Source organism: Streptomyces sp. NPDC051217 (genome assembly GCF_044455465.1).
Lineage (GTDB): Bacteria > Actinomycetota > Actinomycetes > Streptomycetales > Streptomycetaceae > Streptomyces.
The window spans coordinates 1-22,827 of the sequence record NZ_JBITEV010000009.1 but is presented as its reverse complement, the minus strand read 5'-3'; the positions used below and the strand labels follow the sequence as shown (position 1 = coordinate 22,827).

Sequence of the window (22,827 nt, the reverse complement as noted above, 5' to 3'; positions counted from 1 at the left end):
CTGATCCTCGCCGCCTTCCTCGCGATGTCCGTCGCCGTCGCCGGATTCGTCGGCCTGACGAGCGCCGGCACCGCACGGGGCGACGTACCGCCCGCGCCCGGCTGGAATCTCCAGTGGAGCGACGACTTCAACGGCGGGAACGGCGCGCCGCCGTCCGCCGCCAACTGGCAGGTCGACACCGGACACGGTTACCCCGGCGGTCCGGGCAACTGGGGCACCGGCGAGATCCAGAACTACACCGCCAACGCCCAGAATCTGAGCCTCGACGGCAACGGGAACCTGAAGATCACCCCGCTCAGGGACGGCGCGGGCAACTGGACGTCCGCGCGCGTCGAGACGAAGCGCGCCGACTTCAAGGCGCCGGCCGGCGGCACCCTGCGTATCGAGGGCCGGATTCAGATGCCGAACGTGACCGGCGCCGCCGCGGCCGGTTACTGGCCCGCCTTCTGGGCGCTCGGCGCGCCCTACCGGGGCAACTACTGGAACTGGCCGGCCATCGGCGAGTTCGACATCATGGAGAACGTCAACGGGATCAACTCCGTGTGGGCGGTGCTGCACTGCGGCGTCAACCCGGGCGGCCCCTGCAACGAGACCACCGGACTCGGCGCCAACCGCCCCTGCCCCGGCGCGAGTTGCCAGTCTGCCTTCCACACGTACCGCTTCGAGTGGGACCGCTCCAGCTCGCCCAACGCGCTGCGCTGGTACGTGGACGACCAGCTCTACCACACGGTCACCCAGAACCAGCTGGACGCGACGACGTGGGCCAACATGACGGAGCACGCGGGGTACTTCATCCTGCTCAACGTCGCGATCGGCGGCGCGTTCCCCGACGCGCTCGGCGGGCCCACGCCGACACCGGCCACCGTGCCGGGGCGGCCGATGCTGGTCGACTACGTGGGCGTCTGGACCCGTGGCGGCTCCGGCCCGACGGATCCGCCGACCGACCCACCCTCCGGCTCCTCACAGCTCTACGCCCGCACCGGCGGCGGACTCGGCGACGCCACCGCGTCCGGCGCGAACGCCACGCTCACCTCGGCGGGCGGCGCCAACCGTGACGGCACACCGACCAACCCGCAGGTCTTCACCTCCGGCGGGATCACCCGCGCCTACAACGGCGGCGCGACCCAGTTCGATCTTTTCGTCGACGCCGGTACGACGGTGGCCAACGGCCAGCAGGTGAGGGTGAGTTACGACCGTACGGGCGACGGCGGCTGGGACCGTACGGAGACGTATCTCTACTTCGCGTCGGACCCGGCACCCGGCTTCGAGCACTACACACAGACCAAGGGCCTGAAGGCGTCGACCGGTTCGCACGGTGACCTGGTCAACGGCAAGGTCCGGATCGAGGTCTGGAACGCCATCGGCAACGGGGCCAGCACCCTGGGCATCGGCAACCAGTCGGTGGTCCGCATCCCTTACGGCTGACCGGCGAAGCACCGCCCCCGGCCCCGCCGACTCGGGCCCCACGGACGCCATGTGGGGCCCGCAGTCAGTTCTCCCCGAACGGCCAGCGGCGGCCCACGGCGACGTGCAGGATGATCGACAGGCCGATCGCGTTGAGTGCGGTGTGCCCCACCCACTCCTGGCTGGTGGGCTTCGTCCAGTCGAGTGTGTCGGCGTAGGCCGTCAGCGCCGCGTACAGGGCCGCCGCCAGGATCAGGGAGGCAGCCAGCGTCGCGAGGCGCTCCCGCCCCGGGCGCAGACGGTCGCGGAACACCCCTTCGAAGAGCATGCCGACGGTCAGCCCCGCGGCGACGAAGCACCCGCCCGCCGCGTTGACGGTGGCCGGGCCGACGTCGCCCGGACCGTGGACCAGTACGTAGGTCAGCAGGCTCCCGCCGATCACCACGATGTTCGCCGGGACGACGCGCTGCCAGCTCTCCCGGGCCTCCGCGAAGGGCCACCCTTTCCAGAGGACGAAGAGCCAGACCTGCCAGGCGCCGATCAGCACCAGTACCGCGCCGAGTTCCAGGCCGGGCACCGGGCCGCTCTCGCTGCTGAGACCCGATCCCGGGGGTGCCCGGAAGTCGACGGCCACCGCGTACAGGACGATCCCCGCGCCCCAGGACACCACCAGGGCGGCGAGGCCCGCCCAGATACGCGGCAGGCGGCGCAGCGGCCGGCCCTCACAGACGAGGGTGAGCTGGAGCATCGCCACGAACGCGCCGCCGGCGAGCGGCAGGGCCGCCGGGTACAGCGGGGCGTGGCCCGGTCCGGGGGTCGGGTCGAAGATGCCGTCGAAGTCGAGATGGCCGATGAAGACCTGCCCGGCCATGGCCAGAAGGACGGCGGCGGCGGCGATGAAGACCGTGTCGGTCAGCCCCGACCAGCCGGGACGCAGGCGCGAGCCCGGCCAGTCCTCCCACCAGAACGCCACCATGGCCACCGCGGGAAGGGCGAAGGTGATCAGCGGCCCGAACAGGGTCACCGAGTCCGCGGCCCCGCCCCCGCCGAACGCGAACAGCGCCGCGACGGGGACGACGAACAGCAGACCGGCCAGCCCCAGACCCGGCTGCCGCGCCAGGCGTTGCCGCTCGGCCTGCCGGAATCCGCTGCCGTGCAGCCGGGTCGGGGTGGTGATGACCGGTCTGTCCGGCAGCACGTCGCCGCCGGATTCCTGGCCCCCCGGGGCCGGCGGTGCCGTCATGCGGGTGTACCAGGGGGGTCCATCACCAGCTCCGCGGCCATCGGCAGTGCCTCCAACCGGCGGCCGGTCGCGTGGAAGACGGCGTTCATCACCGCTGCGGCCGTGCCGACCTGGCCGATCTCGCCGACGCCCTTGACGCCGAGCGGGCCCGCGACCTCGTCGGTGACATCGACGAATTCGACCGTGACGTCGGGGGCGTCGGCGTTGACGGGCACGAGGTACTCACCGAGGTTGTTGGCACCCCACCGCCCGGAGCGCGGATCCATCTGGTTGCCTTCGAGAAGCGCCTGGCTCATTCCCCAGAGCATGCCGCCCATGAGCTGGCTGCGCGCGAGCTTGGGGTTGAGCACCCGCCCGGGGGCGAACACGCCGACCATCCGGCGTACGCGTACGAGACCGAAGTCCGGGTCGACGGCCACCTCGGCGAACTGGGCCCCGAAGGTGAGCAGCCCGTGCGGGGTGTCCATCGGCGGGGGCGTCCAGTCGCCGAGCGCGTCGGTCATGCTCAGCCGGTTGCGCCGCATCATCTCGGCGTAGGTCTCGCCGGCGCCCGATCCGCCGCCGAGACTCATGCGGCCGTCCTCGACCAGGACGGCCGAGGCGTCCGCGCCGTGCAGCGGAGAACCGGTGTCCGCCACCGCCATGGCGACCAGTTGACGGCGCAGCTCGATCGCCGCGTTGTGCACCGCGGCGCTGACCATGGAGGCGCCCATGGAGCCCACCGACGCGCTGGCGTTGGGCAGGTCGCTGTCGCCCGCCTCGAACGTGACGTCACTCATGTCCATGCCCAGCCCGTCGGCGGCGACCTGCGTCATCGCCGTGGTGGCGCCGGTGCCGAACTCCTGGGTGCCGCACTGCATGACGGCGCTGCCGTCGGCGTAGATCCGCACGCGCGCCTGCTGGGGCGGCATGAAGAACGCCACGGGGTAGGCGGCCACGGCCATGCCGGAACCGATGAGCCAGTCGCCCTCGCGCCGCGAGCGCGGCTCGGGGTCGCGGTGCTCCCAGCCGAAGAGGCGCGCACCGGTACGCAGACATTCCTCCAGGCCGTCGCTGGACCAGGGGTTGCCCCGTTCGTCCACGGACGCGCGGTTGCGCAGGCGCAGTTCGACGGGGTCGGTCCCGGTCGCGTAGGCGAGCTTGTCCATCGCCACTTCCAGGGTGGACACCCCCAGCGACTCTCCCGGCGCGCGCATGAAGGTGGGCGTCATGATGTTGCCGCGGATCAGCCGGTGCACACCGAGGTAGTTCTCGCAGCGGTAGAGCTGCGAGGAGACACCGGTCGCGGGCTCGGCCCAGTCGTCGAACGGCGAGGTGACCGACAGTTTCTCGTGGCGTACGGCGGTGAGCAGCCCGTCCTCCGTCGCCCCGATCGACAGGCGCTGCTCCTGCTCCTCCCGGTGTCCGTGGGAGGTGTAGGTCTGCGGCCGGGTCAGGGCCAGCCGCACCGGGCGCCGGACATGGCGGGCCGCCATCGCGGCGAGCGTGACATGCGGCCAGGTCATCGCCTTGCCGCCGAAGCCGCCGCCGACGAACTCGGTGATGACCCGGATATGGGCGATCGGGATGCCGAGGAGCTGCGCGACGGTGAGCTGGGTGGCCCGGACCCCCATGGTCGAGTCGTAGAGCGTCAGCCGCTCGCCGTCCCAGACGGCCGTGGTGGCGGAGGGTTCGAGTGTGTTGTGGTGGTTCGCCGCGTAGTGGTGGGCCACGTCCACCCGTACCGGTGCCTGGGCCAGTGCGGTCTCGACGTCGCCCCGTTCGTTGCGGCCGGGCATCAGCCCGCCGAAGAGGGTCCCCGCCTCGTACGCCGCGGCCCGTCCCTCCTCGATCGTGGTGATGGAGTCGGCGCGCTCGTAGGTGATGTCCAGCAGCGACGCGGCGTACTGGGCGCGTTCATGGCTGTCGGCGACCACCATGGCCACCGGCTGCCCGGCGTAGTGGACGGTGTCGTCCTGCATGGGGAAGAACGTCTCACCGGGTGCCGCGCCGCCCGCGAGCGAGGGAAGGAGGGGCGGCTGCGAGGCGATCCTGGTCAGGTTGTCGTGGGTGAGAACGGCCAGTACGCCTTCCGCGTCGCGCACCCGCTTCTCGTCGATCGCCAGGACCCGCCCGCTGGGGACGCCCGCGCCCACGACGGCCGCGTGCACCAGGTTCGGCAGTTCGATCTCGGCGGTGTAGCGGGCCGCTCCGGTGACCTTCCGCCGGCCGTCGACCCGGCTGATGGGCTTGCCGACCGCGTTGCTCATCGTGCGTCTCCGTTCACGACCTGGTCCAGCGCGCGCACCATCGCCCGCCGCGCCATGGGGATTTTGAACGCGTTGTCCTTGTGCGGACTCGCGGGTTCCATCTCGACGGCGGCGGCGTCCGCGAACGCTTCGCGGGTCGCCGGGCCACCGGTCAGGGCGGCTTCGGCACGACGGGCCCGCCACGGCTTCGTACCCACGCCGCCGAGGGCGAGGCGTACGTCGGCGACCCGTCCGTCCCGTACGTCGACGGCCACCGCGACGGAGACCAGGGCGAACTCGTAGGACTGCCGGTCACGGAGCTTCAGGTACAGCGAACGCTCGGCCGACGGTGTCGGCGGTACCTCGATCGCTTTGATGAGTTCCCCGCGTTCCAGCGGGTGTTCCACCTCGGGCGAACTCCCGGGGAGCAGATAGAAGTCGTCGATGGGGATGCTTCGCGCGCCGGACGGTCCGAGTGTGTGGACGACCGCGTCGAGTGCGACGAGCGCGACGCCGACGTCGGAGGGATGGGCGGCGATGCAGTCGTCACTGGTGCCCAGCACCGCGTGCCCGCGGTTGAGGCCGTCGACGGCCGAACAGCCGGTCCCCGGTTCGCGTTTGTTGCAGGGGGAGACACCGTCGCGGAAGTAGGAACAGCGGGTGCGCTGGCAGAGGTTTCCCCCCATGGAGGCCATGTTGCGCAGTTGCTCCGACGCGCCCAGGAGAAGGGCCTGCGAGATCACCGGGAACCGCCGGACGACGTCGGCGGAACGCGCGACGTCCGTCATCCTCGCCAGGGCCCCGATCCGCAGACCGGCGTCGGGCGTGAATTCGATCTCCTTCAGCGGAAGGGAGTTGATGTCCACCAGCACATCGGGGCGGGTCACCCCGAGCCGGATGAGGTCGATCTCCGTGGTTCCGCCGGCGAGGAACGCGCTGCGCGAATCGGCGCCGACGGTGGCGATGGCCTCGTCGACGGTGCTCGCACGCGTATAGCTGAGAGGTCGCATCTCAGGCCCGCCCACTCGTGGTGGTGTCCGCGTCGCGGATATCGCGGACCGCCGCCCGAATATTCGGATAAGCGGCGCAGCGGCAGAGGTTGCCACTCATGTGTTCGGCGATTTCCTCGTCCGTCGTCGCGTTTCCCTCTTTGAGCAGAGCCACCGCGGACATGATCTGTCCCGATGTGCAGTAGCCGCACTGGAAAGCGTCCCGCTCGATGAACGCGCTCTGCACGGGGTGCAGGTCGCCGCCCGTGGCGAGCCCTTCGATCGTGCTGATCTCGTGCCCCTCGCACGCCACCGCCAGTGTCAGACAGGCGAGCACCCGCCGGTCGTCGACCCAGACCGTGCAGGCGCCGCAGGTTCCCTGGTCGCACCCCTTCTTGGAGCCGGTGAGGCTCAGATGGTCGCGCAGGGCGTCCAGCAGACTGACACGGGGTTCCAATTCGATTTCGTGAATCTCACCGTTGACTTTCATGGACACCGGGGCACGCGCCGGTCCGATCACAGCTGTCAGCCTTCCCTGTATGTGGCAGATGACCTGGATGAAAGACCCGCAGCCGACCGCCCACCCCCGAATGCGGCTGACAAAGAGACTCTTCGGAGCGGGATTCTCCACCACGGAAATCCCCGCCACCCTCTTTGACACCGCAACACGCGCGGAACCGCACGAAAGCCGGTCCGGAACAAGAAAAATGACCGGCCCGTACGGACGTCTCCGTACGGGCCGGTCTTTCGCAGGGCCGGAAGGAGGGGGATCTCCTCCGGCCGGGTTTTCGGGTCAGACCTTCGCCGGCGTCCCGTCGGCGTCGCGCGCCTGCGGTACGTCGGAGGAGCCGCCGGTGGAACCGCCGGCCGGGCCGTCGGACTCCTTCGTGAGGCTCGGCCCCTCGCCGTCGCCGCCGTGCGGCGCGTGGTCGTCGACCAGCATCTTCTCGTCGAAGGGGAGACGGCCGGACAGCACCTCGTCCACCCGGGCCCGGTCGATCTCCTTCGTCCACGTACCGACGAGGACCGTGGCGACGGCGTTGCCCGCGAAGTTCGTCAGGGCGCGCGCCTCACTCATGAAGCGGTCGATGCCGACGATCAGGCCGACACCGTCGACCAGTTCGGGACGGTGCGACTGAAGACCGCCCGCCAGGGTCGCGAGGCCGGCGCCGGTGACACCCGCCGCGCCCTTCGACGCGATGATCATGAAGACCAGGAGACCGATCTGCTCACCGATGGAGAGCGGGTCGCCCATCGCCTCGGCGATGAAGAGCGACGCCATCGTGAGGTAGATCGCCGTGCCGTCGAGGTTGAAGGAGTAGCCGGTCGGCACGGTGATACCGACGACGGGCTTGCTGACACCCAGGTGCTCCATCTTCGCGATGAGCCGCGGCAGCGCCGACTCCGACGACGAGGTGGAGAGGATCAGCAGGAACTCGCGCGCCAGGTACTTCAGCAGCGAGAGGAGGTTGATGCCGGTGATGACCTTCAGCAACGCGCCGAGGATGACGAAGACGAAGAGCGCGCAGGTGATGTAGAAGCCGATCATGATGACCGCGAGCGACTTCAGCGCGTCCATACCGGTCTCGCCGACCACCGCCGCGATCGCGCCGAAGGCACCGACCGGGGCCGCCCACATGATCATCGCGAGGATACGGAAGACCAGGCGCTGGATGTGCCCGATGCCGCGCAGGATCGGCTCACCGGTGGAGCCCATGGCCTGGAGCGCGAAGCCCGCCAGCAGCGCCACGAGCAGCGTCTGGAGCACCTCGCCCTCGGTGAAGGCGGAGACCAGCGTCGTGGGGATGATGCCGACCAGGAACTCCGCGGTGGTCTCGGCGTCGCCGTCCACCTGTGCCGCGCCCGCGTCGGCCGTCGCGTCCGTGATGTGCAGACCGGCGCCCGGCTCCAGGATGTTGCCGACGACGAGGCCGATGGCCAGCGCGACGGTCGACATGACCATGAAGTAGCCGAGGGCGAGACCGCCGACGGCGCCGACCTTGGCGGCCTTGCGGACGGATCCGACGCCCAGCACGATGGTGCAGAAGATGATCGGGGAAATCATCATCTTGATGAGGTTGACGAAGCCGGTCCCGATGGGCTTCAGCTCGACGGCCACCCCCGGGGCGGCGAAACCGACCGTGATTCCGAGAACCACTGCGACGATCACTGCCAGATACAGATAATGGGTACGGTCCCGAGTAGCGGCCACGGGTCCTCCTTGACTCGTTTGTCCCTGCGCGACCCTCCCGTCCCGAGGGGGTCCCGGCGACTATCCACCAGGCTGTGACCCCGGTCACCCTTACGTGCATTTCGTTCATACGATTTCGGCCAGGCAGACTTGCGTCATGCAGCTACCCCGTCCCCGCAGCCTCGCGGGCCAGCTCTTCGCGATGCAGGTCGTGCTGGTCGCGGCTGTCGTGGCCGGATGCGCGCTGTTCGCGTACTTCACCGACCGGGCGCAGGCCGAGGAGACCGCGAAGCGCCAGGTGACCGCCACGGCGCGGGCGATGGCCGACTCCCCGTCCGTACGGGAGGCCATCAGGTCCGACGACCCCTCGGCCGCCCTCCAGCCCTACGCGGAGCGCGTGCGGGTCGACACGGGCGTGGACTTCGTCACGATCATGAAGCCGGACGGGACGCGCTGGACGCATCCGGATCCCCAGCTGATCGGGCTGCCCTTCATCGGCACCACCGGGCCCGCGCTGCTCGGCAAGACCTTCACCGAGACCTATACCGGGACCCTCGGCCCCTCGACCCGGGCCGTGACCCCGATCAAGGACGACGGGCGGATCACCGGGCTGATCAGCGTCGGCATCACCGTCGACCGGATCTCCAGCCAGCTGGAGGAGCAGGTGCAGATCCTGGCGCTGGCGGCCGGGGGCGCCCTCGCGCTGGGCGGTGTCGGCACCTACGTCATCAACGCGCGGCTGCGCCGGCACACCCATGGGATGAACGCGGCCGAGCTGAGCCGGATGCACGACTACCACGAGGCCGCGCTGCACGCCGTGCGCGAGGGGCTGCTCATGCTGGACGGGCGGCGCAGGATCGCGCTGATCAACGACGGCGGGCAGGAGCTCCTCGGCCTCGACGACAGCGCCGTGGGCCGCGACATCGACGAACTCGGGCTGCCCGCCCCGCTCGTCGGGGCGCTCCTCGCGTCGGAGCCACGCGTGGACGAGGTCCATATGACGGCCGACCGGATCGTGGTCGTCAGCACGCGTCCGGTGATCGGCGGCGAGCGGCGCGGTACGGTCGCCACGCTCCGGGACCACACCGAGATCCAGGCACTGTCGGGCGAGTTGGACTCGGAGCGCGGTTTCACCCACGCCCTTCGCTCACAGGCGCACGAGGCGGCGAACCGGCTGCACACGGTCGTGTCGCTGATCGAGATGGGGCGGGTGGACGAGGCGGTGGAGTTCGCCACGGCGGAGCTGGAGCTGGCGCAGGTGCTCACGGACCGGGTGGTCGGCGCGGTGGCCGAGCCGGTGCTGGCGGCGCTGCTGCTGGGGAAGGCGGCGCAGGCGAACGAACGGGGCGTGGAGCTGGTGCTCGCCGAGGACAGCCGCATAGACGACGGGGTGCTGCCGCCGTCGCTGGCCGCCCGCGATCTGGTGACCATGCTCGGCAATCTGATCGACAACGGGGTGGACGCGGCGCAGGGCACGGACGGCGCGCGGGTCACGGTCACCGCGCTGGTGGAGAACGGTGAGCTGTTGCTGCGGGTACGGGACACGGGGCCGGGGGTCGCGCCCGGTGACATCGAGGAGGTGTTCCGGCGCGGCTGGTCGACCCGGGGCGCGGGACGCGGGCTCGGCCTGGCACTCGTACGGCAGGCGGTGCACCGGGCGCACGGCACGGTGGAGCTGACGCCGGGGCGGGACGGCGGGGCGGAGTTCACCGTACGGCTGCCGGTCGGGGCGCGCGACGGGGCGGTTCCGCACCCGTGTACGTACCTCGGTGCGGATGCGGCCACCACGGCGGACGCGAGTACGGCGGAGTCGATGGCCGGCGCCGCGTCGGACGGCGGGAAGGAGGGCGGATCATGACCGGCACGAGGGGCGGCGCCCCCCGCCTCATCCGCGTGCTCGTCGTGGAGGACGACCCCGTCGCCGCCGACGCCCATCAGCTGTACGTGGGCCGGGTGCCCGGCTTCGAGGTGGCCGGGGTGGCCCACTCCCGGGCCGAGGCTGGGCGCGCCCTGGAGCGTACGGACGTGGACCTGATCCTCCTCGACCTGTATCTGCCGGACGGGCACGGGCTGCAACTGCTGCGCAGTCTGCGGGCGGTCGGGCACCACGCGGACGTCATCGCCGTCACGTCGGCGCGCGATCTCGCGGTCGTACGGGAAGGGGTGTCGCTGGGCGTCGTGCAGTACGTGCTGAAGCCCTTCGCCTTCGCCACCCTCCGCGACCGGCTCAGCCGCTACGCCGAGTTCCGGGCCGCCGCCGGTGAGGCCAGCGGCCAGGACGAGGTGGACCGGGCCCTCGGCGCGCTGCGGGCGCCGCAGCCCGCGTCGCTGCCCAAAGGGCTCAGCGGGCCGACGCTGGAGTCGGTGACGCGTGCGCTGCGCGACGCGCGGGAGGGCCTGACCGCCACGGAGGCCGCGGCCACGCTCGGCATCTCCCGGATCACCGCGCGCCGCTATCTGGAGCATCTGGTCGTCGCGGGGCAGGCGGACCGCAGCCCCCAGTACGGCCAGATCGGACGGCCGGAGCTCCAGTACCGCTGGATCGTCTCCGCCCGGTAGGCGACGGAGCCAGGGCCTCACTCGCGCCGGCCCGTCAACCCGCTGGTCGTCGCCGTACGCGCCGTGAACAATGCCGTCATGACTGTTCTCGGCGCCGTGTTCCGCCCCCAACTGCCCCCCGAACGACTCCGCGACATCGCCCGCACCGCGGACGACGCCGGTCTGGAGGAGCTGTGGCTCTGGGAGGACTGCTTCCTGGAGAGCGGCATCGCCACTCTCGCGGCGGCCCTCGCCTGGACGGAGCGGCTGCGTGTCGGCGTCGGCCTGCTCCCCGTACCCCTGCGCAACGTCGCGCTGACGGCCATGGAGGCCGCCACCCTGCACCGCCTCTTCCCGGGGCGCGCCCTGATCGGGGTCGGCCACGGCGTCCAGGACTGGATGGGGCAGACCGGTACACGTGTCGAGTCACCCGTGACCCTGCTGCGCGAGCATCTGGTGGCGCTGCGCGCGCTGCTGGCCGGCGAGCGGGTGACCACGGACGGGCGTTACGTGAAGCTGGACGCCGTCGCACTCGACTGGCCGCCGTCCACCGCCCCCGCACCGCCCGCCGTGTACGCCGGCGCCACCGGACCGCGTACGACGCGGCTGACGGGCGAGGCCGCCGACGGCACGATCCTGACCGGCGGCACCTCGCCCGACGCGGTACGCCTCGCCCGCCGACTCATCGCGCAGGGGCGGGAGTCGGCCGGGCGGACCGGCCGCCACCCGGTGGTGGTCTACCTCCACACGGCGACCGGCCCGGACGCCGACGCACGGCTGCGGGCCGAGCTGGACGCACTGGGCGACGCCTGGGGGCCGGCCGGACCGTACGGAATCGCGGGCCCCGCCGGCGCCGTCGCCGACGCCGTGCGGGAGCTGGCGGAGGCCGGAGCGGACACCGTGGTGCTCCAGCCGACGGCCGACGAACCGGACCCGGAGGGCTTCATTCGTTTCACGGCCGCCGAAGTCCGCCCGCTGGTGCCGCGTACGGAGTGAGCGGTGCACGGGGATTGACCTTCAGATTGACACGGTCCTACGGTCGCCGGGCAGCCCTTCGCGGCTGAAAGAGGAGGTCGTGCCCGTGCGCCCCACCGCCCCACTGATCCTCGTCACGGTCCTGGCCGCCGGTGCGCTCACGGCGTGCGGCGGCGGGTCCGGCAGCGATCCGGACACCGTGAAGGTGGCCTACAACAGATCGACGGACAACAAGATCCGCTTCAAGGACAACTATCTGGAGTCCGTGAAGAAGCAGTTCGAGAAGGCCAATCCCGGCAAGAAAGTCGAACTGATACCGATCCAGGCCCCGGACAACGACTACGCCACCAAGGCGCAGCAGATGATGCGTTCCCCGAAGACCGCGCCCGACCTGGTCTACGAGGACACCTTCCGCATCAACTCGGACATCAAGGCCGGCTATCTGCGCCCGCTGGACGAGTATCTGGACAAGTGGGACGCCTGGGACCAGTTCGTCGACACGGCGAAGTCGGCCGCCAAGGCGGAGGACGGCAAGACGTACGGCGTGCCGGACGGCACCGACACCCGCGGCCTCTGGTTCAACAAGAAGATCTTCGCCGAGGCGGGGCTGCCCGCCGACTGGCAGCCGAAGAACTGGGCGGAGGTCCTGGACGCGGCGCGCACCGTCAAGCGCGAGGTCCCGGACGCGATCCCGCTGAACGTCTACACCGGCAAGGGCCCCGGCGAGGCCGCGGTGATGCAGGGCTTCGAGATGCTGCTGTACGGCACGGGCGCGGACCCGCTCTACGACCCGGCGTCGAAGAAGTGGGTCGCCGGCACCAAGGGCTTCGTGGACGCGCTCGACTTCGTACGGACCGTGTACTCGGAGAAGCTCGGGCCCGACGTCTCCGACGCACTGGACCCCAACATCGGTACGCGCGTGGCGACCGAGTTCTTTCCCGAGGGCAAGCTGGCGATCTCCCTCGACGGGTCCTGGATGGGGCAGAACTGGATCAACAAGGGCCCCAAGGAGTGGCCCGAGTGGTCCACAGAACTGGCCCAGACACCGATGCCGACGCAGAACGGGCAGGCGCCCGGCAGCGTGTCGATGTCCGGCGGGTGGGCGTGGTCGATCCCGCAGAAGGCCCAGAACCCGGACCTCGCCTTCGAGTTCATCAAGACGCAGCAGACGAAGGAGAACGCCGTCGAGTGGGACGTCGTCGGCGCGCAGATCGCCGTCCGTAAGGATGTGGCGGCCGATCCGAGGTATCTGAAGTCGATGCCCGGTATCGACTTCTTCACCAAGCTCGTCGAGGTGACCAACTACCGCCCCGCGCTGCCGGTCTACCCGCAGGTGTCGTCCGCCATCGGCGAGGCGATGGAGTCGGTGACGACGGGGGACGCGTCCGCGGCCGAGGCGGCGAAGGCGTACGACGAGCAGTTGAAGACCATCGCCGACGGCGCGGTGGTCGAGAAGTGAAGAGGGCGGGCACGGTGACGGCGGCGGCCCCGTGAGCACGGTGAGCACCGCGGACGGCCCGGTGAGCAAGGGCCGGCCCGCGGTGCCCGCCGGTGGCCGCGAGGGCGACGACGGGCGCGGCGGCCGCGGGGCGCGGCCGTTGCGCTGGCTGCCGCTCGCCCCGGCGACGGTGCTGCTGCTCCTGTTCCTCGCCGGGCCGATCGGCTACTGCGTCTGGATCGCCTTCACCAACACGCAGTTGACCGGATCGTCCACGTCGGACTTCGTCGGCCTGGACAACTTCCGGCGGGCCTTCGCGGACGACGACTTCCGTAACGCGGTCTGGCTGACGCTCGTCTTCACGTTCGTGTCGTCGATCGTCGGCCAGAACACGATCGGGCTGGCCCTGGCCGGTCTGATGCGGGCCGCGTCCCGGCCGGTGCGCACGGTCACGGGCGCCGTCGTGATCGCGGCGTGGGTGCTGCCGGAGATCGTCGCGGCGTTCCTGCTGTACGCGTTCTTCCGCCGCGAGGGGACGCTGAACGCCATCCTGGACTGGCTCCATCTGCCGTCCCAGAACTGGCTGTTCACCCTGCCGATCCTGGCGGTGTCGTTCGCCAACGTATGGCGCGGCACGGCGTTCTCCATGCTGATCTACTCCGCCGCGCTGTCCGAGATCCCGAAGGAGATCACGGAGGCGGCGGAGGTCGACGGCGCGAACGGGGTACGGCGGCTGTGGTTCATCACGCTGCCGATGATCCGGCGTTCGATCGGCACCAATCTGATGCTCAACACGCTTTCCACGCTGTCCGTCTTCGGACTGATCTGGGCGATGACACGGGGCGGGCCGGGCAGTCGGAGCCAGACCCTGCCGGTGTTCATGTACGACCAGGCGTTCCTCAAGAGCCTGATCGGTTACGGCACGGCGGTCGCGCTGCTGCTGCTTCTCGTGGGCGCGCTGTTCTCGATCGTCTATGTGCGCCTGCTCAAGGTGGAGGTGTGATGAAGCGCGCCACTCGCGTCCGGCTCGCCTCGGAAGCCGCCCTGGCCGTGGTGGCCGCGGCCTTCCTGCTTCCGCTGCTGTGGCTGGTGCTGTCCTCGCTCGACGCCGAGGCGGACCTGCGGGTACGGCTGCCGTCGTCGCCGACCACGGAGAACTTCAGCGCCGTCCTCACCGACGAGATCACGTTCACGCCGATGCTCAACAGCCTGCTGCTGTGCGGCAGCGCGACGGTGCTGACGGTGGCGTGCGCGGCGCTCGCGGCGTATCCGCTGTCCCGCTACCGCTCGCGGTTCAGCCGCCCCTATCTGCTGACCATCCTGTTCACGACGTGTCTGCCGATCACCGCGATCATGGTCCCGGTGTACGGGCTGTTCGTCCAGGTCAATCTGATCGACACGATGTACGGCACGTCGCTCTTCCTCGCCACCTCCCAACTGCCCTTCTCCATCTGGCTGATGAAGAACTTCATGGACGGGGTGCCGACCGTCCTGGAGGAGGCGGCGTGGACGGACGGGGCGTCGATGCTCCAGACGCTGACCCGGATCGTGCTGCCGCTGATGGGGCCGGGCATGACGGTCGTGATGATCTACACGTTCATCCAGCTCTGGGGGAACTTCTTCGTCCCCTTCATGCTGCTGCTCTCCCCCGACCAACTGCCCGCGTCCGTCTCGATCTTCACGTTCTTCGGCAACTACGGCTCGGTGATCTACGGACAGCTCGCGGCGTTCTCGATCCTCTACTCAACGCCGGTGCTGCTGCTCTACATCCTGATCTCGCGCCGGCTGGGAGGGGGCTTCGCGCTCGGCGGCGCGGTGAAGGGCTAGGGCCTGTGCTCGAAGTAGAGACAACCCGAAACGATTTCGTGCGGGACTGAACCAGCGGGTGCCGGAAACACGTCCCCACCAGCGTAGTTCGCCGCAGTCGAAACCGGGAGACGCACCATGGAGCAGCGCCAGACCGCCGACCTGACCACCGTCACGACGACCGAGTTCGCCTCGGACGCCGTGGAGTTGCTGTCGAAGACGGTGCGTCACGCGGTCGGCCGCGGCCCGGCAGTGGGCACCGAGCACCTGCTCTACGCGCTGCTCGACGACACGGACGAGCCCGGGACGGCCCTCGTCCCGCGCGGCCGGGACTCCGGCTCCGTACGCGGGCAGATCCGGGGCCGCGAGGAACAGAACTGGGCGCGCGACGACAGCGGCGTAAGCGGGGAGAGCGACGCTCCCGACGACGTCCACGCGTCCGACGACGCCATCGAGGTGGCGGCCGCCTGGCGGGAGGCGCTGTGCGAAGCGGCCCGCGCGTCGAAGCCCCTGCGCGAGGAGGGCGCGAAGCCGCCCCGGCTCTCCCCGGCCCTGCGGCGGACGCTCCTCGGTGCCCTGCGGCTGGCCCGCGAGGAGGGCGCGCCCGACGCGCACGAGCGGCATCTGGCGCGGGCGCTGCTTCGGACGCCCGAGAGCCGGGCGCTGGAGGCCCTGGCGCTGTGCCGGGTGGATCCGGCGGCGGGGGCCGGCGCGCTGGACGCGCAGGCCGAGGCCGTACGCGCGGGCGGGGCGCCCTGGCCCTCCGAGGCGGCCGGGGTCCGTGGCACCGTCAAGGCCATGCGTAACGCCGGGCTGCTGGGTGAGCGCGGCGTGTGGTGGATGCGGGGCATGATGTCGTGGATGGGCCGCAGCTCGGGCGACGGCTCCCCGGTCGTGGTGCTGCTCTCCAGCGAGGCCCAGCGCCAGGCCGTACGGTACGGACGGAGCGAGACGGAGCCGGTGGATCTGCTGCTCGCCGTCATGGCGCTGGACCGGGGGCTCACGGTCGCCGGGCTGTCGCTGCCCGGGGAACTGCTGGTCGCCAACTCGGCGGCTCAGACGCTGCGTTCGGCCGGAGTGCGGGAGGCGGACCTGGTCCGCGCGGCGACGGCCGCGGCCAACCCGGCGCCGGAGATCATCGCCCCCGCCAGTGTGGAGCGGTCCGTGGAGACGGACCAGGTGGTGGCCGCGGCCCGGCTGCTGGCGGCGGAGCGGAAGGACGAGACGGTCGGCACGACGCACATCCTGTGGGCTCTGCTCGCCGACCCCGGGTCCCCGGCGGCCCAACTGCTCCGCGAGACGGGCACGGACCCGACGGAACTCCGTAACCGCCTCGACGTTCCCCCGGCGGCCTGACACCACGCGCTCCGACCCGCCGGGCGGACAGCGGCCTCCGCCCGGCGCCGCGCGCCGCAGGCACGTATCGCGGCGAACGCCGTTCGCCCACGGGGCCGGACGCACCGCGCGACGGCGACCGGAGACGCGCCCTCCCACCAGCCGCGCCTGCGGCCGGGGGGCCGCTGCCCGCCCGGCGCCGGACGCCCGCAGGGGCGGACAGTCGGCGTGAAGTCGCACGGGCCGCGACCGGAGAGGCACCCTCCCACCAGCGCGCCCGCGGCCGGGGACGGGCACCGCGCGACACAGGGGCGGACGGGCGGACGGCCGGCGTGAAGGCGCGCGAACCGCGACCGGGGACCCGAACTCCCACCGCCCCCGCCGCGAGGCCAGGGCCCCGCCCTAGAAGACCGACTCCGCCTCGAACATCCGGTTCTCCGGCACCGTCTTGAGGCGCGTGACCGCCTCCGCCAGGGGCACCATCGCCACCGACGTCCCGTGCAGCGCCGTCATCTTGCCGAAGTCGCCGTTGTGCACCGCCTCCACCGCGTGCCAGCCGAAGCGCGTCGCCAGCACCCGGTCGTACGCCGTCGGCGTACCCCCGCGCTGCACATGCCCGAGGATGACCGGCCTGGCCTCCTTGCCCATGCGCCGCTCCAGTTCGCCCGCGAGGCGGTTGCCGATACCCTGGAAGCGTTCGTGCCCGAACTGGTCGATCTCACCCTTCACGTAGTGCATCGAGCCCTCCGCCGGGTGCGCGCCCTCGGCCACGCAGATCACCGCGAACTTCTTGCCGCGCGCGAAGCGCTCCTCGACCATCTTCACGATGCTGTCGACCTCGAAGGGCCGCTCCGGCAGACAGATGCCGTGCGCGCCGCCCGCCATGCCCGACTCCAGGGCGATCCATCCGGCGTGCCGGCCCATGACCTCGACGACCATCACCCGCTGGTGGGACTCGGCCGTGGTCTTCAGCCGGTCGATGGCCTCGGTGGCGACCATCACGGCCGTGTCGAATCCGAACGTGCGGTCGGTGGAGGAGATGTCGTTGTCGATCGTCTTCGGTACGCCCACCACCGGCATCCCCGCGTCGGCGAGCATCCGGGCGGCCGTGAGAGTGCCCTCGCCGCCGATCGGGATGAGCGCGTCGATGCCGTACTTACGGCCCAACTCGTCCGCGCTCTCCGCGGCTTCCCGCAGCCGCCCGCGCTCCAGCCGGGCCGAGCCGAGGATCGTGCCGCCGCGCGCCAGGATGCCGCTGACGGAGTCGAGGTCGAGGGAACGGTAGTGGCCGTCGAGCAGGCCCTTGAAGCCGTCCTCGAAGCCGATGACCTCGTCCCCGTGCCCGGTCACGGCGCGGTGAACGACCGAACGGATCACGGCGTTCAGGCCGGGACAGTCGCCGCCTGCGGTGAGAACTCCGATACGCATCGCGCTTCGTCTCCTGCTCGCTGAGGATGTGGTCTGGTGCGGGCCGTGCCAGGGCGTACCCACGTCCTGTCTCGGAGGCGCCGTACCCACCCCCACGGGTATTGTCAAGAGGGCTGTGCCACCCTAACGGGCCTAACGGCAGAAACAGGAATTTCCTCCGTCCCCACCGCTGCCGGTCCGCACCACCTCCACAGTCTTCCTCGAACAGGAGAGCGCGCGTGACACGCAGCGTGTACGTGACCGGGATCGATCGCGGGGACGGCCGGCAGGTCGTGGAGCTGGGGGTCATGGAGGTCCTGACCCGCCAGGTGGACCGGGTGGGCGTCTTCCGCCCACTGGTCCACGCGAACGGCCCCGACCGCCTCTTCGATCTGCTGCGCACCCGTTACCGCCTCTCGCAGGACCCGGCGTCCGGCTACGGCCTCGGTTACGCCCAGGCCGCCGTGATCCAGGCCGACGGCGGTACGGACGAGCTGGTCCAGCAGCTCGTGCGGCGCTTCCACGAGGTCGCCAGGGACTACGAGGTGGTGCTCGTCCTCGGCACCGACTTCGCCGACACCCAGCTGCCCGACGAGCTGGCGCTCAACGCGCGGCTGGCCAACGAGTTCGGCGCCTCGGTCATACCGGTGGTCGGCGGCAAGGGCCAGCACGCCGAGTCCGTACAGGCCGAGGCGCGCAACGCGCACAGGGCGTACGCGGTACTCGGCTGCGACGTCCTCGCGATGGTCGTGAACCGGGTCGCCCCCGAGGACCGCGACGCGATCGACGCGCAGCTCGGGGCGCAGTTGCCGGTGCCCTGCTACACGCTCCCCGACGAGGCGGCGCTGGCCGCCCCGACCGTCGCGCAGATCACCCGTGCCCTGGGCGGCACGGTGCTGCTCGGGGACGAGGCGGGTCTGGCGCGCGACGCGCTCGACTTCGTCTTCGGCGGCGCGATGCTGCCGAACATGCTGAACGCGCTCACGCCGGGCTGTCTGCTGGTGACGCCGGGGGACCGGGCGGATCTGGTGGTGGGCGCGCTCGCCGCGCACTCGGCGGGGACGCCGCCCATCGCGGGCGTTCTGCTGACGCTGGACGAGCGGCCGGCCGACTCGGTCCTCACGCTCGCCTCCCGGCTGGCGCCCGGCACACCGGTCGTCTCGGTGGTCGCGGGGTCCTTCCCGACGGCGGGTGAACTCTTCTCGCTGGAGGGGAAGTTGAACGCCGACACGCCTCGTAAGGCGGAGACGGCGCTGGGGCTCTTCGAGCGGTACGTGGACACCGGCGATCTGCTGGCGCGGATGTCGGTGGTCCGCAGCGGCCGGGTGACGCCGATGATGTTCGAGCACGACCTGCTGGAGCAGGCCCGTGCCGTACGCCGCCGGGTCGTCCTGCCCGAGGGCACGGAGGAGCGGGTGCTGCGCGCGGCCGATGTGCTGCTGCGCCGCGATGTGTGCGACCTGACGCTCCTCGGGGACGTCGACACCATCACCAAGAAGGCCGCCGATCTCGGTATCGACCTGGCGGGCACCCAGCTCATCGACCCGGCGAAGGACGAGCTGCGGCAGCGGTTCGCCGTGCGGTACGCCGAGTTGCGCGCCCACCGGGGCGTGACGGTGGAGCTGGCGTACGACGTGGTGGCCGACGTGAACTACTTCGGCACGCTGATGGTCGACGCGGGCCTGGCCGACGGCATGGTCTCGGGCTCGGTCCACTCGACGGCGGCCACGATCCGCCCGGCCTTCGAGATCATCAAAACGAAGTCGGCGTCGTCCAGCGTCTCCTCGGTCTTCTTCATGTGCCTGGCCGACAAGGTGCTGGTGTACGGCGACTGCGCGGTCATCCCGGACCCGGACGCCCGGCAGCTCGCGGACATCGCCGTGCAGGCCGCCGCGACCGCGTCCCGGTTCGGGGTCGAGCCGCGGATCGCGATGCTGTCGTACTCGACGGGGACCTCCGGCTCCGGCGCGGACGTCGACAAGGTGCGCGAGGCGACCAAGCTGGTGCGCGCGGCGCGGCCCGAGCTGAAGATCGAGGGGCCGATCCAGTACGACGCCGCCGTGGAGCCGAGCGTCGCCGCGACGAAGCTGCCGGAGTCGGAGGTGGCGGGCCGCGCGACGGTGCTGGTCTTCCCCGACCTGAACACCGGCAACAACACGTACAAGGCCGTGCAGCGTTCGGCGGGCGCGGTGGCGGTGGGCCCGGTGATGCAGGGGCTGCGCAAGCCGGTGAACGACCTCTCCCGCGGTGCCTTGGTCCAAGACATCGTGAACACCGTCGCCATCACCGCCGTCCAGGCGCAGGACGACGGCGCGTGACACCGTCCGGTCCCGGCATCACTGTCCCCTCCACGAAAGGCATCCCGCCCGTGACCTCGCAGGCCACCCGAGTCCTCGTACTCAACTCCGGCTCCTCGTCGGTGAAGTACCAGCTGCTGGACATGCGCGACGGCACCCGTCTCGCCGTCGGCCTCGTCGAACGGATCGGCGAGAGCGCGTCGCGGCTGGTGCACACCCCGTCGGGCGAGGGCGCGGAGAAGCGCGAGCGTACGGAGCGGATCGCCGACCACGAGCAGGCGCTGAAGGCCGTCGCCGGTGAACTGGACCAGGACGGCACCGGCCTCGACTCCCCCGAGCTGGCCGCGATCGGCCACCGGGTGGTGCACGGCGGGCCGGAGTTCAGCGCCCCGACGCTGATCGACGACGCCGTACTCGCGGAGATCGAGCGGCTGGTGCCGCTGGCGCCGCTGCACAACCCGGCGAACATCACCGGCATCAGGACGGCCCGGACGCTCCGTCCCGACCTGCCGCAGGTCGCGGTCTTCGACACCGCGTTCCACTCGACGATGCCGGAGCACGCCGCGCGGTACGCGATCGACGTCGAGACGGCCGACGCGCACCGGATCCGGCGCTACGGCTTCCACGGCACCTCGCACGCCTACGTCTCCCGCCGGACGGCCGGGCTGCTGGGCCGGGCGCCGGAGGAGCTGAATCTGATCGTGCTGCACCTGGGCAACGGGGCGTCGGCGTCGGCCGTCGCGGGCGGGCGCTGTGTGGACACCTCGATGGGGCTGACCCCCTTGGAGGGGCTGGTGATGGGTACGCGCTCCGGAGACATCGATCCGGCGGTGGTCTTCCATCTGGAGCGGGTCGCGGGAATGGGCACCGACGAGATCGACGAACTGCTCAACAAGAAGAGCGGGCTGATGGGGCTGTGCGGCGACAACGACATGCGGGAGATCCGCCGCCGGGTCGACGAGGGTGACGAGCGGGCCCGGCTGGCGTTCGGCATTTACATCCACCGGCTGAAGAAGTACATCGGCGCCTATTACGCGGTGCTCGGCCGGGTGGACGCGGTGGTGTTCACCGCGGGAGTCGGCGAGAACGCGGCGCCGGTGCGGGCGGCCGCGATCGCCGGGCTGGGCGAGTTGGGGCTGGTCGTGGACGCGGAGCTGAACGCCGTACGGTCCGGCGAGCCGCGACTCGTATCACCGGAACACGCGCGCGTCGCCGTCGCCGTGGTACCGACGGATGAGGAAATGGAGATCGCCCGCCAGACCTTCGCATTGGTCGACGCCTGAGCGCCACCCCGCCCATTTGTACTTTCCGCCAGACGGAATATTCCGTGCCGAAACAAACCGATAGGATCCGCCTTATGCGCCGTTCCAAAATTGTCTGCACACTTGGCCCCGCCGTCGACTCGTACGAGCAGTTGAAAGCGCTCATCGAGGCCGGTATGAACGTGGCCCGACTGAATATGAGCCACGGGTCCCATCCCGAGCACGAGGAGCGGTACCACCGCGTCCGGAAGGCGGCCGAGGCCACCGGCCGGGCCGTGGGCGTGCTCGTCGACCTCCAGGGCCCGAAGATCCGTCTGGAGACCTTCGCCGAGGGCCCCGTCGAGCTGATGCGCGGTGACGAGTTCATCATCACGACCGAGGACGTCGCGGGCGACAAGGGCATCTGCGGCACCACCTACAAGGGCCTGCCGGGTGACGTCACCAAGGGCGACCAGATCCTGATCAACGACGGCAACGTCGAACTCCGCGTCACCGAGGTCGAGGGCCCCCGGGTCAAGTCGCTCGTCATCGAGGGCGGGGTCATCTCCGACCACAAGGGCATCAACCTGCCGGGTACGGCGGTCAATGTCCCGGCGCTCTCCGAGAAGGACGTCGAGGATCTGCGCTTCGCCCTGCGGATGGGCTGCGACATGATCGCGCTGTCCTTCGTGCGCGACGCGGACGACATCAACGACGTGCACAAGATCATGGATGAGGAGGGCCGCCGGGTCCCCGTCATCGCGAAGGTCGAGAAGCCGCAGGCCGTCGCCAACATGGAGGCTGTCGTCGCCGCCTTCGACAGCGTCATGGTGGCCCGTGGCGACCTGGCGGTCGAGTACCCGCTCGAAAAGGTCCCGATGGTGCAGAAGCGCCTCATCGAGCTGTGCCGCCGCAACGCCAAGCCGGTGATCGTGGCGACCCAGATGATGGAGTCGATGATCACCAACTCCCGCCCGACGCGCGCCGAGGCGTCGGACGTCGCGAACGCGATCCTGGACGGGGCCGACGCGGTCATGCTGTCGGCGGAGTCGTCCGTCGGCGCGTATCCGATCGAGACGGTCAAGACGATGTCGAAGATCGTCGTCGCGGCCGAGACGGAGCTGCTGTCCAAGGGCCTCCAGCCGCTCGTACCGGGCAAGAAGCCCCGTACGCAGGGTGGTTCGGTCGCCCGCGCGGCGTGCGAGATCGCGGACTTCCTGGACGGCAAGGCGCTGGTCGCCTTCACCCAGTCCGGCGACACCGCCCGCCGGCTCTCGCGCTACCGCACCATTCAGCCGATCCTCGCCTTCACCTCGGACGAGGCGACGCGCAACCAGCTCTCGCTGAGCTGGGGCGTGGAGTCCTTCGTCGTACCGCACGTGAACACCACGGACGCGATGGTCGACCTCGTGGACGCGGAGCTGCTGAAGCTCCAGCGCTACAGCGAGTCGGACACGATGATCATCACGGCCGGCTCCCCGCCCGGCGTCCCCGGCACGACGAACATGGTCCGTGTCCACCGCCTGGGAGACACCCGCGTCGTCCAGGGCTGAACACCGACCGCAGAACGGGCCGCACAGCTGACTGTGCGGCCCGTTCTGCGTGGGGGGAACGGCGCCACTTCGCGGAGACGCCCTAGTTGTATTGATCACGAGCGTTGTTGACACTCGGTAGGTCTTGAATATGGCGAAGACCTCCGGTGTGGTGGGAGCTGTCTGGGAACTCACCGCACGGA

Annotated in this window: 17 protein-coding genes; 11 read left to right on the top strand and 6 right to left on the bottom strand. The window is 70.7% G+C overall.

Annotated features, from left to right (window positions below; genetic code table 11):
* Positions 1-24 precede the first annotated feature (24 nt).
* Entirely contained in the window at positions 25-1,425 is a 1,401-nt protein-coding gene (locus ACIBBB_RS20775; RefSeq protein WP_398984442.1) for a glycoside hydrolase family 16 protein, read from the top strand.
* Between the two features lie 64 nt (positions 1,426-1,489).
* Here the strand turns inward: ACIBBB_RS20775 and ACIBBB_RS20770 are convergent, their stop codons facing one another.
* From ACIBBB_RS20770 to ACIBBB_RS20750, 5 genes are all read right to left on the bottom strand, one after another.
* Complete coding sequence (locus ACIBBB_RS20770) at positions 1,490-2,647, bottom strand: hypothetical protein (RefSeq protein ID WP_398984002.1); 1,158 nt, start codon at positions 2,645-2,647, stop codon at positions 1,490-1,492.
* Positions 2,644-4,896 carry a xanthine dehydrogenase family protein molybdopterin-binding subunit gene (locus tag ACIBBB_RS20765; RefSeq protein WP_398984000.1) on the bottom strand — a complete coding sequence of 751 codons (2,253 nt, stop codon included), beginning with the start codon at positions 4,894-4,896 and terminating at the stop codon, positions 2,644-2,646. The genes ACIBBB_RS20770 and ACIBBB_RS20765 overlap by 4 nt, the downstream gene beginning before the upstream one ends.
* Positions 4,893-5,885, bottom strand: a complete 993-nt coding sequence (locus ACIBBB_RS20760) for an FAD binding domain-containing protein (protein WP_398983998.1) — start codon at positions 5,883-5,885, stop codon at positions 4,893-4,895. The genes ACIBBB_RS20765 and ACIBBB_RS20760 overlap by 4 nt, the downstream gene beginning before the upstream one ends.
* 1 nt (position 5,886) lies before the next feature.
* The gene (locus ACIBBB_RS20755) at positions 5,887-6,354 is read right to left on the bottom strand and encodes a (2Fe-2S)-binding protein (RefSeq protein ID WP_398984440.1); all 468 of its coding nucleotides are present in this window, start codon (positions 6,352-6,354) and stop codon (positions 5,887-5,889) included.
* A 303-nt stretch (positions 6,355-6,657) separates the two neighbouring features.
* On the bottom strand, positions 6,658-8,076 hold the full coding sequence (locus ACIBBB_RS20750) for a cation:dicarboxylate symporter family transporter (RefSeq protein WP_398983996.1): 1,419 nt from the start codon (positions 8,074-8,076) through the stop codon (positions 6,658-6,660).
* Between the two features lie 136 nt (positions 8,077-8,212).
* On the opposite strand from ACIBBB_RS20750, the gene ACIBBB_RS20745 reads away from it, so the two are divergent.
* From ACIBBB_RS20745 to ACIBBB_RS20715, 7 genes are all read left to right on the top strand, one after another.
* Entirely contained in the window at positions 8,213-9,913 is a 1,701-nt protein-coding gene (locus ACIBBB_RS20745; RefSeq protein WP_398983994.1) for an ATP-binding protein, read from the top strand.
* Positions 9,910-10,614 carry a response regulator gene (locus ACIBBB_RS20740; RefSeq protein WP_398983992.1) on the top strand — a complete coding sequence of 235 codons (705 nt, stop codon included), beginning with the start codon at positions 9,910-9,912 and terminating at the stop codon, positions 10,612-10,614. The genes ACIBBB_RS20745 and ACIBBB_RS20740 overlap by 4 nt, the downstream gene beginning before the upstream one ends.
* Positions 10,615-10,692: 78 nt before the next feature.
* Positions 10,693-11,589: an LLM class flavin-dependent oxidoreductase gene (locus ACIBBB_RS20735; protein ID WP_398983990.1), complete on the top strand. Its 897-nt coding sequence runs from the start codon at positions 10,693-10,695 to the stop codon at positions 11,587-11,589.
* 85 nt (positions 11,590-11,674) lie between these two features.
* On the top strand, positions 11,675-13,027 hold the full coding sequence (locus tag ACIBBB_RS20730) for an extracellular solute-binding protein (RefSeq protein ID WP_398983988.1): 1,353 nt from the start codon (positions 11,675-11,677) through the stop codon (positions 13,025-13,027).
* An 82-nt stretch (positions 13,028-13,109) separates the two neighbouring features.
* Positions 13,110-14,009: a carbohydrate ABC transporter permease gene (locus tag ACIBBB_RS20725; RefSeq protein ID WP_398984438.1), complete on the top strand. Its 900-nt coding sequence runs from the start codon at positions 13,110-13,112 to the stop codon at positions 14,007-14,009.
* A complete protein-coding gene (locus ACIBBB_RS20720; RefSeq protein WP_398983986.1) occupies positions 14,009-14,833 on the top strand; it encodes a carbohydrate ABC transporter permease in 825 nt (274 codons plus the stop codon). The genes ACIBBB_RS20725 and ACIBBB_RS20720 overlap by 1 nt, the downstream gene beginning before the upstream one ends.
* Positions 14,834-14,950: 117 nt before the next feature.
* Entirely contained in the window at positions 14,951-16,168 is a 1,218-nt protein-coding gene (locus ACIBBB_RS20715; protein WP_398983984.1) for a Clp protease N-terminal domain-containing protein, read from the top strand.
* A gap of 381 nt (positions 16,169-16,549) precedes the next feature.
* Here the strand turns inward: ACIBBB_RS20715 and ACIBBB_RS20710 are convergent, their stop codons facing one another.
* Positions 16,550-17,575 carry an ATP-dependent 6-phosphofructokinase gene (locus ACIBBB_RS20710; RefSeq protein ID WP_398983982.1) on the bottom strand — a complete coding sequence of 342 codons (1,026 nt, stop codon included), beginning with the start codon at positions 17,573-17,575 and terminating at the stop codon, positions 16,550-16,552.
* 218 nt (positions 17,576-17,793) lie between these two features.
* Here ACIBBB_RS20710 and pta point away from each other — a divergent pair, with 218 nt between their 5' ends.
* The 3 genes from pta to pyk all read left to right on the top strand — a co-directional run bounded on the left by pta (position 17,794) and on the right by pyk (position 22,645).
* Positions 17,794-19,872 carry a phosphate acetyltransferase gene (gene pta / locus ACIBBB_RS20705; protein ID WP_398983980.1) on the top strand — a complete coding sequence of 693 codons (2,079 nt, stop codon included), beginning with the start codon at positions 17,794-17,796 and terminating at the stop codon, positions 19,870-19,872.
* Between the two features lie 50 nt (positions 19,873-19,922).
* A complete protein-coding gene (locus ACIBBB_RS20700; protein ID WP_398984436.1) occupies positions 19,923-21,134 on the top strand; it encodes an acetate kinase in 1,212 nt (403 codons plus the stop codon).
* A 74-nt stretch (positions 21,135-21,208) separates the two neighbouring features.
* A complete protein-coding gene (gene pyk, locus ACIBBB_RS20695) occupies positions 21,209-22,645 on the top strand; it encodes a pyruvate kinase (RefSeq protein WP_398983977.1) in 1,437 nt (478 codons plus the stop codon).
* The last annotated feature ends 182 nt before the right edge of the window (positions 22,646-22,827 follow it).